Origin of the sequence: Paenibacillus lentus (genome assembly GCF_003931855.1) — a bacterium.
GTDB lineage: Bacteria > Bacillota > Bacilli > Paenibacillales > Paenibacillaceae > Fontibacillus > Fontibacillus lentus.
Map to the genome: position 1 here is coordinate 1,755,763 of NZ_CP034248.1, position 15,515 is coordinate 1,771,277.

The window sequence follows — 15,515 nt, forward strand, 5'->3', positions numbered from 1 at the left end:
TTCTATGTTCCTACGTATTTATATATACAACATTCTAATTACATTACAGGTGGTGATTTAATGGAGTCTCTAATAAGCCATCCGCAACAGCGCTTATCCAAGGATGCAGTCAAGATATGGGTCATAAGCGAATTTATTACGAATCTCATTGGATTGATGATTTTGGCAATTTTACTTTATCTCGATCATCGTTATGAATGGAAAGCATGGATCGGTTGGATTCTAATTGGATTCACTGTATTTTCAGTGTTAAGTACAATATGGTCGTTTATAAATCCGTTCTTACTGTACAAAAATTGGCGTTATGACGTGAGTGAAGAGTTCTTGCAATTGAAATCAGGAGTATTCATTGAGAAGCATCAGCTTGTGCCGATGACCAAAATTCAATCGGTTGCAACCAAACAAGGCCCCTGTTAAGAAAATATGGATTATGCTCGCTTTCGATGGAAACTATGGGTTCATCCCATGCGATCCCCGCATTACCTAAAGAGGTTGCTGTCGAATTAAGGACTCAAATTGCTCATTATGCAAAAATTAAGGAAGTGGAGTCGTGATGAAAGCAAGACGTTACCGTTACCATCCACTGACTATCCTTCTACAGTTGTGGAAATTAGCTAAGAACGCAATTTTCTTTGTCATTTATTTGTTCGTCATCAAAACAGGCTCGGAATCGCCCTTCATTGTATATGGAAGGTACATTTTTGTTCTAGCTGTCGGGCTTTCAGTTTGCTCCATCTTTTTCAAATGGTTCACCCAGAAATATGAATTAGATGATCGTTCTTTTCATCTCTACAAGGGGGTTTTCAACAAATCAGAGCAAACCATTCCTTTTTCGAAGGTGCAGAATATCAATCGCCATACTTCCTTATTCCATAAGTTGTTTAATATGACTTCGGTCAGTTTTGAGACGGGGATGGCGGGAGACGATGCTGCGGTTAAATTTGCGGTCATTTCTCAAGCCGAAGCGGATCGAATAGAGGTGCATATGGCAAAAATGATTAAATCCGACGAACCCGAAGATTCCGAAGAATGGACTGCTGTTCCACCTGTGGATGGAGAGATTGAAGCAACCTCTACATTAGATTCAGAAAATATGGCTCAAGAGCGCACGATTCACTTTACCCCGACAAAAAATGATATTTTTAAGGCAGCCTTTACTTCCCTAAGCTTTTTATTGTTTATTCCTGTAATTCTTTCGCTTTATGAAAAAATCGATGGTGTTTTTAACGTGGGGGAAAAGGCTGAGGGAATTGTGCAACGCTTGCTCAGCTCTGGGTGGTTGATGATGATCCTCATCATTGTCTTCATCATTGCTTCTACTATTTTTGGACTCGTGAGGACGTTTCTCAAATATGGTAAGTATGAGATCTCCTCAGACCTTGAGCGGATTTATATATCCAAGGGTATGATGGATGAAACGTCATTCTCCATCTCCAAAGATAGAGTTCAGGCGATAGAAATCGAGCAGTCTATGATAAAAAGATGGCTTGGGCTCGCCGAGGTCAAATTGATCAGTGCAGGGAGCTTGGAATCCAATAAAAGTATGAATGAAATCAACTCGCTTTATCCTTTCCTGCCTATTCAGCGTGCCTATGAAATGGTATCCGAGATTTTACCATCTTATCAAGTGACACAAGAGATGACTCGACTTCCTACAAAAGCGTTATGGCTGCGTTTATTTCGGCCAAGCTGGTTCTGGATGGCTGTGACGGCAGGCTTATTCTATTTCAAGCCGACCATATTACAGATGAAGGAAGCTTGGTGGATGATCTCAGCTATTTTGCTTATCATCGTCCTTGTAGCAAGATGGCTGGATTTCTTGAATACCCGCTACATCTTAAATGATCGCTTTATACAAATCAAAACAGGCAGTTTAACTACGACTTTATACATATCCAAAAGGGATAAGGTTATCGAAGTGAAAGTAACTCAGAGTAAACTCCAAAGGCTGCTGGGTCTCGCGTCAATTGGTACGATTAATCGGGCCAAGCCCGTACATCATACAGGGGTTAAAGATGTGCCCCTAGGAATGGCCGAGTCATTTTATAAATGGTATATCGGACGTAGAACAGAAATCACCGTGGAATAAGCGATTGAATAATTAAAAAAGGAAGGTAGGAGTGCATGGAGCGCTTCTACCTTCCTTTTGTTGTAACGCAAAATGACTAAAAACTACATTCTAATCGTGTTCATTGGGTAAGAATAATTAAATAATTAAAGCTCTAACCAGCGTTGAGACCAATTTTCGATATCCCTCATAATCGGTTCAAAGGCAATGCCTTTATCCGTTAGGGAGTATTCAATTCGGACAGGGGTTTCTGGGTAAATGCTCCTAGTTACAATTCCCTCAGTCTCTAGATCCTTCAAACGTTCTGAAAGAACTTTGCCGCTAACACCAATGGATGATTCTAGTTGACAAAATCTCTGAGGGCCAGAAAGGAGCTGGTAAATAATGAGTCCTGTCCATCGTTGGCTTAATAGGCTCATTGCTTTTTCGAATCTAGTGCAAATCGAAGTATCCAATGGGAATCCCTCCTATCTAAATATTAATATATCACATTCAAAAAATAACTTCATTACATTTTAATAATTACTTACTTGACACAACCAGATATTATAAATATAATTACTTACATAAAGTAACCAATTGGCTTTTTGTATTGATGAAGCTTGGCTTTGGAATTCGTAAGCACCATGCAAGGCATCATGCAGCGGATCTACAAAGAGAGAGGACAAAATAAAAGGAGAGTTTAGAAATGCAAACTGTTACTAAGTTGGGATTGACATTGTTGAGAGTATTTTTGGGTTATACGTTCTTTATTCATGGGCTAGACAAGTTTCAAGGGGGTATTGAGAATACGGTTGGTTTCTTTGAAAGTTTAGGCCTTCTGGGTTTCTCCGCTTATGCTGTAGCAATCATTGAATTAGTTGGTGGAGCTTTGATGATACTAGGGCTAGGGACAAGGGTTGTAGCTGTGTTGTTCGCGGTGATTATGGTGGGAGCGATCGCTACAGCGAAGCTTGGACTTGGATTTCTTGGAAATGGGCAAATGGCCGGTTATGAGCTCGATTTGGCACTACTAGTGATTTCCATCTATCTCGCATTGCACAAGACAACATATTTGGCTTTAGGTAATTTATTTTTTCGTACCAAGGAAGGTTAATGAGGAGGAGGGGATAAGTATGAAATTTCATCGCGGTTCTGTTCCCTATGTGGGTCAAGTTAATTTGAAAGTAGAGAACCTGGAACGCTCGCTGGCATTTTATAAGGAAGTCATTGGCTTTAAAGTACTTAGACAAACAGAAAAAACGGCTCAATTGACGGCGGATGGAAGAACAGTTCTTCTGTCCATTGAACAGCCAAACGATGTCATTTCCCATCAAGGGCGGACAACGGGGCTATACCATTTTGCACTATTGCTGCCTACACGTACCGATCTGGCGCATATTGTTCTACATTTTAGCCGCTTACAGATAGAGCTGGGGGCATCCGATCACCTGGTTAGTGAAGCCCTTTACCTCTCCGATCCGGACGGCAATGGCATTGAAATTTATAGAGACCGTGCTCCCTCGGAATGGAACTGGAATAACGATCAAGTCGAAATGACAGTGGATCCATTAAATTTCCAAGATCTTCTGCATGGTGTAAATGGTGTAGAGCCCCGGTCGTGGCAATTGCCCGCTGATACGGTTATGGGTCATATTCACTTGCATGTAGCTGAATTAAGTAAGACAGAGGAGTTCTATGTCCATGGACTTGGCTTTGATGTGGTGAACCGTTATGGTCCGCAAGCATTGTTTATATCAGCTGGAAAGTATCATCATCATATCGGATTAAATACATGGAATGGTGTGGGAGCGCCAAAGCCCCCTGACAACAGTGCAGGGCTTAAATCCTTCACCATCGTTTATCCGAGTGAGGCAGCTCGGGAGCAGGCAGCATTAAATCTGAAAAGTATTGGAGTATCCGTGGTCGAAGACAACGGCGCATTAGCTACTGTAGATCCGTCTGGAAATCATATTCTCTTGCTGGCTTGACTCAGCGAAGGAAGCAGTCATTCGGAAAGAGTCAGGCAGGCAAGTTTATATATATAGTTATATAGGTGGTGTAATGTAATCAATGGGTTTTTGGGACAAATTATTTGGCAAACCAACTAAGGAGGAACAAGTCATGACAAAATTAAACATTGGAATTATTCTAGGAAGCACACGACAAGGACGGGTAAGTCCACAGGTTGGAGAATGGGTAAAAGGCATCGCAGACAAGCGCGGAGATGCGAATTATGATATTGTAGATATTGCCGATTTCAATTTGCCGTTCTTGGGGACAACGGATGGCACTGAGCCTGGAATCGGGGAATGGAACCAAAAACTCGACAGTCTCGATGGATTTATCTTTATCGTTCAAGAGTATAACCACAGTATTACCGGGGCTTTGAAAAATGCTTTGGATTTCGCTCGGGAAGCCTGGAATAATAAAGCTGCAGGAATTGTCAGCTATGGCTCCACAGGCGGGGCGCGTGCAGCAGAACATTTGCGCGGAATTTGCGGCGAATTGAAAATTGCCGATGTCCGTACGCATCCTACGTTGTCATTGTTTACGGATTTTGAAAATGGATCAGATTTTAAACCGCAGGACCTGCATCTGAACAACGTCAACACGATGTTGGATGAGGTTGTCGCTTGGAGCGGTGCCTTGAAAACTTTGAGATAATTTTTATACGCGGTAGTTTTAAGCTAAGAAGAACGTCGTCGAAATATTCCCTTGAGGGTGATTCTCTAATGGGTCATCCTTCAAGAGGAAGGCGACGTTTTTTTGTATTTCAACTTATATACATAACATTCCTTTTGTTAAACTCAACTTTCTTATAAAAGCCATAAGTGTTAACAGTTTATGACATAACCATAATTTGTATTTACATATATATACTTATTTTATAAGATGGTGATGTTATTTTCTAAATGCGGTTTTGTCCTGATTTTGAGGTGGTTTTACCGAATATGCGGTTAGTGGAACACCGAATCTGGAGATTGTTAGGGAATATGAAGACCCATCCAAAAGTAGAGCGGCATTGGCGCGGTCTTATTGGTTTAGTCAAGTAGATTTATCATTTTCATGGGAGTATGGATCTATATATGTAGACAGCAAGCTTCCATACTAGAAAGAGTAGCGATGAATAAAAAGGTTAGTATCATATTTAGTTTAATCGTGTTAAGTTTAGTAATCTTATTAATTTATAGCCAGAACAAATACAATCGTTCTCCAGTTGAATATCAAATAAACATTGAAACAGCAGATATCAATTTGAAGGATGTTCACTTAGTAAAATTTAATAATGCTATATATCTAGGTGCTAATTACTATATAGAGCAAAAAGGACAGTATCAGAAAGTGGATGGCTTAAATATAAAAGGTACTATTGATAATGTACTAGTTCTTGATGTGGCTGCTGGAGGAAACCCATTCGAGGGGCAGCAAAATAACCCTGTGCGATATTTAGGGGAGGGAGGCATCTTTAATAAGGTGAAGATTAGCGATGATACTCTTTTCAAGGTACATATAGTATACACTGTTGATCACGTTAAAAAAGAGTACTTCGAGAATCTAAAATTAAGTGATTACCGTAAAAAGCTTGTAAATTAGTAAACTTGGCCAACCTTTGCGGGTTGGCCTTGTTTTGCTTTCTAACCGTCTCATCTATAATTGCCTCTGCCGTATTACACTTATTAGACAAAATGTTTGTTTAATATAGCTCGCGATGGGGTACCCTAGTTTCGATCAGTTAGCATTAAAAAAGGAGATATATAGGGTTTATATGCTCGAAATCAAGGGTAGCCAATCTGACGGAGGTATACGATGACAAACAGTAAAGTCAGCTGGGGATATGGGTTTAAAATGACCGTATTTCTTCTTGTTGTGAGTACTAGTATTTTGCTATGCGGCTGTACAAATAGCCCACAAACTGGATCGCAGGAGGCCGCGCACGCGCCTAAAGCAGAGGCTCCAGCCACGAATGGTACAAATGCAAATCTCGCGGCAGAGCAGCCTAATCCGCAGCAGAACGAGGCGATCACCGGATCGGAGACGGAGGGACTTCCTTCAGGCGTTAAGGTTAAAAAAGTAATCAAGGACATTACGCTGAAAAATAACTATCATAAAAAGGTCGAACTGCTTACCGATGGGGGCAAGCGAGTTACGATTACAGATCCCAATGGCGGGCTTGTTCTGCTGAATCTAGAATATGAAGGTACGATCTTGGAGGCTAACGGCAGGAAGGTTACCGTTCAAGTGGATGGGGGAGAACAGCAAACCATAACGATTCCAGATAAAGTTATGATCGAAGATGATGACAATCTTGGATTGAATAAAGGCGTTGAAATGGAGTGGAGCGTCGATGTGGATGGAAATATTCAAAGCGTGGAGTTAGATGATTAATCAGCAGCAGAGCAGCTAGCAGCTTGTATAACGGCCTGGCCTGCAAGTTAGCGATCCAAGAACTATTGCACGCTTGGACGAACAGAACCTCAGGAAATTGTTCCTGAGGTTTGCTTGGTTAAGAGAGGGTAATCTCTAAACTGTAATATAGGGTCAGATCATGTGGCTCAACGTGGCTTCCATGCCATGAATCATATAGGGAATGGCTAATTTAATATATTCCTCGGCGGATACCTGGCTATTGTTCTGCCAATCGATGGAAGCTCCGTAAATGCCCCAGCTTAAAATGACAGCGGTAATCCTAAGGGATTCATCGCTTTCTTTGGCATGATGCTGCAGCAGTATTTTATAGAACAGGTTCTCCAGCTCTTTCTTGATAATGGCTTCAATGGTCGTGGTAAAGGCTTCAAAGCTTCTTCGACATTGCGATTGCAGCGACTTTTGAAATTTAGTAAGAGATAAGAAAATATTAATGACCGTAGCCTCGTTCAGTTGGTCATGCTTGGAAATTTCACGGATGACGTTTGTCATTAAATCCTCGGTTAAGACTTTTTCCAATAAATCGTATTTATCTGTGAAGTGATAATAGAAAGTTGCCCGGTTAACGGTCGCTTCTGTCGTAATATCTTTGATGGTGATATCCTTGAACTCTTTGCGCGTTGACACCAGCATGAAAGCATCCATAATCAGTTTCCGAGTACGAACAATGCGTGGATCGATTTTTGCTTCGGTCATGGGAATTCCTCTTTTCGTATTTTTCCTACAATTCAATGAAATTGTCGTATAAACGATAAAATCAAAATATTATTGGTTGAGTGGGAAATGAGTTGCTTTTACAATATAGTTTATACAACATATGTTGTATAAGCAATAGATGTTAAATGGCATCTGCAAGGAGTATTTGGTAAAATAGAGAGTGACATCTATCACATCTAAAAATATTTAGAGAAAAAGTGGAGGAATCTTACATGAACGTACTTGTAGTAAAAGCAAACAACCGCCCAGCTTCAGAGGGCGTATCCAGTAAAATGTATGATGCATTTATGGAGGCCGTCAAAGGTAAGGAGAACTTGAATGTGACTACGTATGACGTATTCGCAGAGGATATGCCTTACTTCGGTCAGGATTTATTTAACGCCTTCGGCAAAGTGCAAAATGGTGGCGAATTAACGGACATGGAGAGCCGTCTCCTGGCAGCTAAGCAAAAAGCAATGGACGCCTTAACAGCGGCAGATGTGGTTGTGTTCGCATTCCCGCTTTGGAACTTGACGATCCCGGCTAAATTGCAAACCTTTGTCGATTATGTCTACGCTGCTGGATACTCGTTCAAATATAATGAAGAAGGCCAATTGGTTCCATTGATGACGGATAAAAAGGCGATCTTCCTCAGCGCGCGTGGCGGGATCTATTCCACGCCAGAAGCAGCGCCGATGGAAATGTCAGTGAACTATATGCGCAACGTATTTGGAGGCGTGTTCGGGATGCAAATCCTGGATGAGGTCGTCATTGAAGGACATAACGCTATGCCGGCGAAAGCCAATGAAATTATTGAGGATGGATTGCGCCGGGTAGCTGAAGCTGCTTCTAAATTGGCGTAAAACGTATAAATCAGTGCATAGAACTTAAAAATTCGCTAAAAAGGCTATCTCCCTAGGTCAATACCGGCCGATCGGAGATAGCTTTTTTGCATATTCCACAGGAAACAAACAATTGAATGGCATGTGCTTAATGAAAACAACCTTGTCCCAGTCATTTAAGATATAAATAAACATAAATAAAGATAAAACAAATGTAATTATGTTGACTTCGCAGAAATAGAAATGTAGGATGAAAGTAAATAGATATGTGAATATGTTCACTTTTAACTGAATGAAATTTATTAATTGATCGGAGGCTGGTTGAAAATGAGTACTCGTGTGTTTTACGTTCCGTCCATTAATATTATGGGAAAAGGTTGTCTTCAGGATATAGGACCGCACATACAAGAGCTTAACCTGAAGAAGGCGCTGGTAGTCACCGACAAATTCCTAATGCAAAGCGGTATTGCCGGCAAAGTGCTGCATGTGTTGGATAAGATCGAACTTGAATATGTCGTTTACGATGAAGTGAAGCCGAATCCAACCTGCAAAAATGTACATGACGGCGTCGAGGTTCTGCAGGCCAATGGGTGTGATTTTCTCATCTCCATCGGCGGAGGATCCCCGCAGGATACGGCCAAAGGCATCGGGATTATCGCTACAAACGGCGGTCATATTGCTGATTATGAGGGCGTGCATAAATCCAAGCACAAGTCGCTGCCGATCGTGGCCGTGAACACGACTGCAGGGACGTCCGCCGAAGTAACAATTAACTATGTGATTACGGACGAGGAACGGAAAGTCAAAATGGTTATGGTGGACAAAAATAGTATTGCAACAATCTCTGTTAATGACCCCGAGCTGATGGTAGATAAGCCCGCCGATCTGACCGCTGCAACTGGGATGGACGCTCTTACGCATGCGATTGAAGCATTGGTCACGCCAGGCGCTTATCCGGTAACGGATGCTACCGCCTTGGCGGCGGTCGAACTGATCTATAACAATCTGGCTCGTACGGTGAAGAACGGCCGCGATATCGAAGCCCGCGAGCAGATGGTTTATGCTATGTTCCTCGCCGGCTTGGCGTTTAATAACGCGGGACTCGGCTATGTTCATGCTATGGCTCATCAGTTGGGCGGCGTTTATGACCTGCCTCACGGCGTGTGCAATGCGATGCTGCTGCCGATCGTAGAAGAGGAGAATGCCAGGCATGTTCCCGAGAGGTTCAGACCGATTGCGAAAGCTATGGGATTTGAAGCCAATGGGAGAAGCGACAAGGAGTGCGCCACTTATGTGATCAATGCCATTAAGGAGCTATCTAAAGAAGTGGGCATCCCGGCAAAGCTGTCCGAGCTCGGGGTAACGGAGGTCGACCTGGATCTTCTTGCAGAGAACGCGATGAAGGACGCCTGTGCACCGGGTAATCCGTTTATCCCAACCAAAGAAGAAGTAATCGCGATGTTCAGGAAAATACTCTAAACCAAATATTATCCATATTAATGATTCAGCTAATTAATTAAATCTATGCTTGAAATGGGGCGCTCCGGTCATCGTTGCTGACTACGGGGCGAGCCCTATTCTTTTTATAAAACGATTATCATCCATAGCATGAATTAGATATTACGATGGGTATCCCAGGCCTCATTAATTATGTAAAATATCGATAATAGTGATTCCGAATCGACCTATAAAACGGGGTGGCCATCTTGATGGGGAAATTTCGTGGTGTATTCAGGGAGGCCGGCATCTACCACAAGATGCTGGTGCTGATCACGTTGCTGATGATTGTCAGCTTCTCCTTGTATTGGATTGCGTTAAAATACGTGACCAGTCTGTACGATCGGCAAATGTATGAGCGCACCTCTCAGGTGCTGAATAGTTCAGCACTTGGGATCGAGAATCAGCTGCGGGAGCAGGAAGAGCTGTCGTTTCGGGTATTCTCGGATGAGCAGCTGCAGCAAAGCCTCGCCCATCTGAAGGTAGATGGCGCAACAGCATACCAGAAGGCCATTCAGCGCAAAAAAATCATGGATCGGCTCACCGCTATCGCAGGCTCCGAGAAATTCGTGTATTCGATCATGGTTATCGATCGGGAGCATCAGGCCTTGATTGGTGGCAATCGCGCAGGCATGGCGCAGGAGCTGCAAACTGAGCTCACATCGATTGCTGAATCTGCGGACGGGTCGAACGTGTGGTACGTTGGTAGCGACCGATCACTGTATGCGGTGCGGCAAATCAAATCATACAGCGGGACGACTTTTCCTAGGGACAACCTGGGCACACTCATTATCCGCTTCCGAAAGGAACGGATTATCGAGGACTTCGTGCAAAGCGGCGGGGATGACAGCCATCTCATCATTACGGATGGCAGCAAAATCATCTATCCAGATCATCCTCTCATCTCCGAGGCGGAGATTGCCGCTGAGCTGATGCGCTCCGAGTCCTATGGCTTAACGACCGTTGGAGAGAATCGGTATTTTTTTACGCGGGTAAGGTCTTCCGACTTGGGATGGACTTATTTGAATATGACCCCGTTCAACAGCATGTTTCGAACGATTTCATTCGTCAAAGAGTTGGTCACGATTATCTTCATCTTGATTTTGTTCATTGGAATTGCGTTTGGAGTCAAGTTGTCGCGCAGCATCACTCGGCCGATTGAGCAGTTGATCAAGAAGATGCGCAAGATCGAGAAGGGGGATCTCGACAACCTTGAAGAGCAGTCACTTGGAGAGGTGCCGAAAACCTCCCAGACCGAGGTCGAACATTTGCAGCGCACGTTTAAAATGATGATTCAACGCATCCGCGAGCTCATTAACCAAAATTATGCGAAGCAGCTGGTCATCCGCGAAAGTGAGTTGAAAGCGCTTCAAGCGCAGATTAATCCGCATTTCCTTTACAATACGCTGGATTCGATTAATTGGCTGGCCAAAGTAAACGGCCAGAAGCAAATTTCGCAAATGGTAGAGTCGCTCGGCTTCCTGCTGCGCAGCTCGCTTGATGATGGAACAAGTCTGGTCACGTTAAAATCTGAGCTGGAGATTATCCGCAGCTATGTGACGATCCAGCGCATCCGATTTGAGGAACGATTGGACTTCGAGCTGGAGGTTCCTGATGAATATCTGGACGCTCTCATTCCGAAAATGACGCTTCAGCCCTTGCTTGAGAACGCTATTCACTACGCTCTGGAGCCAAAGATCGATCCCTGTCATATTCGTATTATTGTAGAGAAATTGACGGAGAAGCATGGAGCGCTCAATATCCGGGTGGAGGATGACGGACCGGGCATGACGGCAGATTTTATAACGGAGCTCCGAGGGGGGAGGGTACAGACTCGAGGCAAAGGCATCGGGCTGTCTAATATCGAGGAACGCATCAAGCTGACCTTTGGCTCCGAATGGGGCATCCGTATCGAAAGCGAGCCGAATGTTCGGACGGCCATACATGTTCGTATACCCTACAGACAAGGAGAGGAAGAGGATGTATAAGGTGCTGCTTGTGGATGATGAGCGGATGATTTTGGAGGGCATTCAGCAGATTGTGGATTGGAACAGTGCAGGCACCAAGCTGATCGGAACAGCGCGCAACGGAATCGAAGCCTATGAGCTGGTCGTCAAGGAGCAGCCAGATTTTGTCATTAGCGATATATCGATGCCTGGGCTGAACGGGTTGGAGCTGGTCGAGAAGACATTGCAGTCGTTCCCGAACATCCGATTTATTATGCTGACGGGATACAAGGATTTCGAATATGCCCGCAGCGCGATGCAGTATGGCGTGAAGCATTACCTGTTGAAGCCTTGCAATGAGGCGCAAATTTATGAAGCGTTGGCAGAGCTCGTAATCGAACGGGAGGAGCACGAGGAGCGGGAACAGTTCGTAGCCAGTATGAAGGACGGATTGAACAAGGTGCTCCCTCACGTGAAGGAGCAGTTCTTGCGAGAGCTCGTATCCAATAAGACGTATGGTCGCAGCGATTTGGACTATTATCGCGAGTTGTTCGGGCTGAAGGAGGAAGAGCATCCGATTCGCCTCATCTTATTTCAGCTGGAGCATTCCCATGAGTACGAGCATTTATTTGCCTTGAAAAATATAGCCGAGGATTTGCTGGAGGGTGTTCTGCTCGGCGCCACACTCAACGGAAGGCTGCTTATGCTCGTCCATGAAACGCTAGAGCTAGCGGTACTGCTGCGGAATATTGAAGAAGTAAAGCAGACGTTTCTCGGTTTCTATAACGTTGAATTGACCGTGGCGCTCAGCGAAGCCGGCCTGATGGAAACAGCACGCAAATTGTACCGTGAGACACTGCAATGCATGAATCACCGCTTTTATGTCGGCGAAGGAAGCTTAATTATGAAGGGGGACTTGCCCGCGGATGACCGAGGCAGCGGAGATGTCGAGCTGGATGAGGAGCGAATGGCCCTCCTGATTAAATCGGGGCTTAGCGACGAGGTGGAGCGCGAGCTGGAGCGGCTGTTCAGCCAGCTGGCGCAGCTTTGCCTGGAAATCGGTGTGACGCGCTCGTACGTGCTGGAACTGTATGCTATGCTAATCCGCCTATGCTCGCCGGAGGATCGCCATCGGTTCACGGCGCAAATGGCCGAAATTGTCGGACTTGACACCCTGTCCAGTCTCGAGACATTCGTCAAGAAAGCTGCCCTGCACGTCACCTCGGGATATTACAAGAACAGCATCAGCCGCCGTTCTTCAATCGTCGAAAGAATGATATCAATTGTGGAGCAGCATTACATGAATGCCGAGTTGACTCTAAATGGCGTAGCGAACGAGATGCTGTATATGAACCCGGATTATCTCGGTAAAGTGTTCAAACAGGTGACGGGGGATAACTTCTCCCATTATTTAAGCCGCTTGCGGATCGAGAAGGCAGCCGAACAAATCCGCCGCAGCGGTGATGTGAAGATATTTGAGCTTGCCGATGCTTACGGCTTCGGGGGGAACTCTAAATATTTCAGCCAGGCCTTCAAGAAGTGGATGGGGATGACGCCGACGGAATACCGCAAATCGCTGGAGGAGAGCAGGGCGCACTGAAGCACCACTGTTTTTTATACCATTAAGTCGGATGAGTGAGTTTTCTTCTACCCCCTTTGGGGCGAAAATGATAGTTGTAAGCGTTATCAAACTAGCGTTCGACGAAAGGGGAGAATGTTTGTGAGAAAGAAAACGGCTGTATGGTTGTTGGTGGTTTTGTTATTCATTTTGCCTGCCTGCAGTGGCGGTGGCAGTGCCGGAGGTGCGAGTAACGGAGAAGGCAATGGCAAGTCTGCGCAAGAGAATACAGATAAGAAAGACAAAACCACACTAAGAATTGCTTGGTGGGGAGGCGACAAACGCCACGAATACACCCAGCAAATTGTTGATAAATATCAGGAGCTCAATCCCCATGTAAAAATCGACGTTGAGTATGCGGCTTTTGACGACTATTGGAAGAAGCTTGCGCCGCAGGCGGCGGCGAATCAATTGCCGGACATCGTGCAGATGGACATTTCTTATATTGTACAATACGCCAAGAATGGGCAGCTTGAGGACTTAACATCCTATATTGGCGATCAGATCAAGGTGGACGATGTGAATGAGAACGTCATTTCCACCGGAAAAATAAATGATGTGCAATACGGCGTGCCGACGGGAGTCAATGTACTGGGCTTTCAGTATGATCCGGAGCTGCTGAAGAAGTCGGGCGTCGATAGCATTCCGGAAAATTGGACTTGGGACCAGTATGAAGAAATCGCGTTGAAAGTTCGCGATGCAGGTTATGTCATGGACGGCTCCATGGCACCGGATATATTCTTCCACTACTTCCTTCGTACCCATGGGCTGTCGCTATACAACCAAGAAGGAACAGCGCTTGGATATGAGGACGATGCTTTATTCGCGGAATTCTTTGGACGGTTGGCTAGGCTGATTAAAGAGGGAGCTGTGCCTTCTCAAGAGAAGCTGACGCAAACCAAAGGCATTTTGGAGGAGTCGGAAATCGTAAAAGGAAGCGGTGTTGGCGTATGGCAATGGTCTAACCAGTACGTCGGACTCCAGGCTGCGGTCAATCGGCCGATGGAACTGGCGCCAATGACGGGGCCGAACATGGAGAAGGGCCTGTACATGCAGCCTAGCATGTTCTGGTCGATTACTTCCCATTCGAAGAATAAAGAAGAGGCAGCGAAGTTTATCGACTTCTGGATTAACGATGTAGAAGCGAACAAATGGATCAAGGGTGAGCGCGGCGTGCCGATTTCGGCTTCGATCAAAGAGGCTATCGTCTCGGAGCTGTCCGAGCCGGAGAAGCAGGTATTCGATTTCGTCGCAGCCATGGAAGAGAAGAGCTCGCCGATGAGTCCAGCGCCGCCGGTAGGATCGCCGCAGGTGATCGCATCTCTAGCCGATCTGGTGGAGCAGATCAACTACGGTCAGGTGACTCCAGAGAAAGCGGCCGCCACATTCCGACAGGAAGCGAACGCCGTCCTGGCTAATAACAAGTAGCCCGTCCTTGACCACTTGAGAATAGCGGTAAATAGGCTCCGAACGAATGCTGGTTTACCGCTGTCTCTCAGGTGGATTTCATGTTCACGATACTGCCAGGAGGTGCAGGTGCCTTGCGGAAACAGTCTCTTAGAGCCAATCTTACCGGGTATGCTTTTATCAGTCCGTTTGTGATCGGTTTTTTGGCTTTTACGCTAATTCCCATTGTGATCTCATTATATTTATCGTTTACGAATTATAATTTATTCAACGATCCACAGTGGATTGGGACATTCAATTTCAAAAAAATGTTTACCCAGGATCAAAAATATTGGAACTCGGTCAGAGTTACTTTTATATATGTATTTGCCGGCGTGCCGCTGCGGCTGATGTTTGCCTTGTTCGTCGCCATGCTGCTGAATACGAAGTCGCGCATGGTAGGCGTATACCGCACGGTGTATTATTTGCCATCGATCATTGGCGGAAGCGTCGCCGTATCGATCATGTGGCGCAACATTTTTAACGAACAGGGGATTGTGAATAGCCTGCTCATCTTCCTGGGGATTCCTCCCGTGGCTTGGTACGGCGATCCCAATGCTGCGCTAGGCACGCTGATTGCGCTGTCGGTATGGCAATTCGGATCTTCCATGCTGATTTTCCTCGCCGGTTTGAAGAACATTTCACCGGAAATGTACGAAGCGGCAAGCATCGATGGAGCGACCGCTCCCCGTAAATTCATGAAAATCACGCTGCCGCTGCTGAGCCCGATCATTCTGTTCAACTTGATCATGCAGACCATTAGCGCATTTATGACCTTCGTTCCTGCCTATATCATTTCTAAAGGGGAAGGAACCCCGATGGACGGAACCCTGCTGTATTCTCTGTATTTGTTCCGGCAGGCCTTCATGTTTAACAACATGGGATACGCGGCGGCAATGGCTTGGGTCATGCTCATCATGATCGGCATCATGACGGCGATCCTGTTCAAGACATCGAAGTTCTGGGTGTTCTATGAGTCGAAAGGGGGCCGCTAA

14 protein-coding genes and 1 pseudogene are annotated in these 15,515 nt (G+C 45.2%); 13 read left to right on the top strand and 2 right to left on the bottom strand.

Annotated features, from left to right (window positions below; all coding sequences use genetic code 11):
* The first annotated feature begins 60 nt into the window (after nt 1–60).
* Together EIM92_RS07720 and EIM92_RS07725 are read left to right on the top strand one after the other, a co-directional pair.
* Nucleotides 61–554, top strand: a pseudogene (locus EIM92_RS07720) (PH domain-containing protein).
* The gene (locus EIM92_RS07725) at nt 554–2,089 is read left to right on the top strand and encodes a PH domain-containing protein (protein ID WP_125085060.1); all 1,536 of its coding nucleotides are present in this window, start codon (nt 554–556) and stop codon (nt 2,087–2,089) included. Before EIM92_RS07720 ends, EIM92_RS07725 begins: the two are co-directional and overlap by 1 nt.
* Nucleotides 2,090–2,214: 125 nt before the next feature.
* Here EIM92_RS07725 and EIM92_RS07730 read toward each other — a convergent pair whose 3' ends face one another.
* The gene (locus tag EIM92_RS07730) at nt 2,215–2,523 is read right to left on the bottom strand and encodes a winged helix-turn-helix transcriptional regulator (RefSeq protein WP_110931285.1); all 309 of its coding nucleotides are present in this window, start codon (nt 2,521–2,523) and stop codon (nt 2,215–2,217) included.
* 233 nt (nt 2,524–2,756) lie between these two features.
* Here EIM92_RS07730 and EIM92_RS07735 point away from each other — a divergent pair, with 233 nt between their 5' ends.
* The 5 genes from EIM92_RS07735 (at nt 2,757) to EIM92_RS07755 (ending at nt 6,436) form a co-directional block, all read left to right on the top strand.
* Nucleotides 2,757–3,164 (top strand): DoxX family protein, encoded by a 408-nt coding sequence (locus EIM92_RS07735; RefSeq protein ID WP_125082164.1) that lies wholly within the window; start codon nt 2,757–2,759, stop codon nt 3,162–3,164.
* Between the two features lie 19 nt (nt 3,165–3,183).
* A complete protein-coding gene (locus tag EIM92_RS07740; RefSeq protein WP_125082165.1) occupies nt 3,184–4,038 on the top strand; it encodes a VOC family protein in 855 nt (284 codons plus the stop codon).
* 82 nt (nt 4,039–4,120) lie between these two features.
* Nucleotides 4,121–4,714 (top strand): NADPH-dependent FMN reductase, encoded by a 594-nt coding sequence (locus EIM92_RS07745; protein WP_125082166.1) that lies wholly within the window; start codon nt 4,121–4,123, stop codon nt 4,712–4,714.
* A 459-nt stretch (nt 4,715–5,173) separates the two neighbouring features.
* On the top strand, nt 5,174–5,644 hold the full coding sequence (locus EIM92_RS07750; protein WP_164515051.1) for a hypothetical protein: 471 nt from the start codon (nt 5,174–5,176) through the stop codon (nt 5,642–5,644).
* A gap of 213 nt (nt 5,645–5,857) precedes the next feature.
* Complete coding sequence (locus EIM92_RS07755; protein WP_125082168.1) at nt 5,858–6,436, top strand: hypothetical protein; 579 nt, start codon at nt 5,858–5,860, stop codon at nt 6,434–6,436.
* 153 nt (nt 6,437–6,589) lie between these two features.
* Here the strand turns inward: EIM92_RS07755 and EIM92_RS07760 are convergent, their stop codons facing one another.
* On the bottom strand, nt 6,590–7,171 hold the full coding sequence (locus tag EIM92_RS07760; protein WP_125082169.1) for a TetR family transcriptional regulator: 582 nt from the start codon (nt 7,169–7,171) through the stop codon (nt 6,590–6,592).
* Between the two features lie 233 nt (nt 7,172–7,404).
* Here EIM92_RS07760 and EIM92_RS07765 point away from each other — a divergent pair, with 233 nt between their 5' ends.
* From EIM92_RS07765 to EIM92_RS07790, 6 genes are all read left to right on the top strand, one after another.
* A complete protein-coding gene (locus EIM92_RS07765) occupies nt 7,405–8,034 on the top strand; it encodes an FMN-dependent NADH-azoreductase (protein ID WP_125082170.1) in 630 nt (209 codons plus the stop codon).
* Nucleotides 8,035–8,340: 306 nt separating this feature from the next.
* The gene (locus EIM92_RS07770; protein ID WP_125082171.1) at nt 8,341–9,492 is read left to right on the top strand and encodes an iron-containing alcohol dehydrogenase; all 1,152 of its coding nucleotides are present in this window, start codon (nt 8,341–8,343) and stop codon (nt 9,490–9,492) included.
* A 230-nt stretch (nt 9,493–9,722) separates the two neighbouring features.
* Nucleotides 9,723–11,498, top strand: coding sequence for a sensor histidine kinase (locus EIM92_RS07775; RefSeq protein ID WP_125082172.1), 1,776 nt, complete (start codon nt 9,723–9,725; stop codon nt 11,496–11,498).
* The gene (locus EIM92_RS07780; RefSeq protein ID WP_125082173.1) at nt 11,491–13,056 is read left to right on the top strand and encodes a response regulator transcription factor; all 1,566 of its coding nucleotides are present in this window, start codon (nt 11,491–11,493) and stop codon (nt 13,054–13,056) included. The genes EIM92_RS07775 and EIM92_RS07780 overlap by 8 nt, the downstream gene beginning before the upstream one ends.
* 120 nt (nt 13,057–13,176) lie before the next feature.
* On the top strand, nt 13,177–14,502 hold the full coding sequence (locus tag EIM92_RS07785) for an ABC transporter substrate-binding protein (protein ID WP_125082174.1): 1,326 nt from the start codon (nt 13,177–13,179) through the stop codon (nt 14,500–14,502).
* A gap of 80 nt (nt 14,503–14,582) precedes the next feature.
* Nucleotides 14,583–15,515, top strand: coding sequence for a carbohydrate ABC transporter permease (locus tag EIM92_RS07790; protein ID WP_125082175.1), 933 nt, complete (start codon nt 14,583–14,585; stop codon nt 15,513–15,515).

Coding starts and splice junctions, on each gene's coding strand:
- EIM92_RS07725 (WP_125085060.1), top strand. CDS start 554: ATGAAAGCAAGACGTTACCGTTACCATCCACTGACTATCCTTCTACAG.
- EIM92_RS07735 (WP_125082164.1), top strand. CDS start 2,757: ATGCAAACTGTTACTAAGTTGGGATTGACATTGTTGAGAGTATTTTTG.
- EIM92_RS07740 (WP_125082165.1), top strand. CDS start 3,184: ATGAAATTTCATCGCGGTTCTGTTCCCTATGTGGGTCAAGTTAATTTG.
- EIM92_RS07745 (WP_125082166.1), top strand. CDS start 4,121: ATGGGTTTTTGGGACAAATTATTTGGCAAACCAACTAAGGAGGAACAA.
- EIM92_RS07750 (WP_164515051.1), top strand. CDS start 5,174: ATGAATAAAAAGGTTAGTATCATATTTAGTTTAATCGTGTTAAGTTTA.
- EIM92_RS07755 (WP_125082168.1), top strand. CDS start 5,858: ATGACAAACAGTAAAGTCAGCTGGGGATATGGGTTTAAAATGACCGTA.
- EIM92_RS07760 (WP_125082169.1), bottom strand. CDS start 7,171: ATGACCGAAGCAAAAATCGATCCACGCATTGTTCGTACTCGGAAACTG.
- EIM92_RS07765 (WP_125082170.1), top strand. CDS start 7,405: ATGAACGTACTTGTAGTAAAAGCAAACAACCGCCCAGCTTCAGAGGGC.
- EIM92_RS07770 (WP_125082171.1), top strand. CDS start 8,341: ATGAGTACTCGTGTGTTTTACGTTCCGTCCATTAATATTATGGGAAAA.
- EIM92_RS07775 (WP_125082172.1), top strand. CDS start 9,723: ATGGGGAAATTTCGTGGTGTATTCAGGGAGGCCGGCATCTACCACAAG.
- EIM92_RS07780 (WP_125082173.1), top strand. CDS start 11,491: ATGTATAAGGTGCTGCTTGTGGATGATGAGCGGATGATTTTGGAGGGC.
- EIM92_RS07790 (WP_125082175.1), top strand. CDS start 14,583: ATGTTCACGATACTGCCAGGAGGTGCAGGTGCCTTGCGGAAACAGTCT.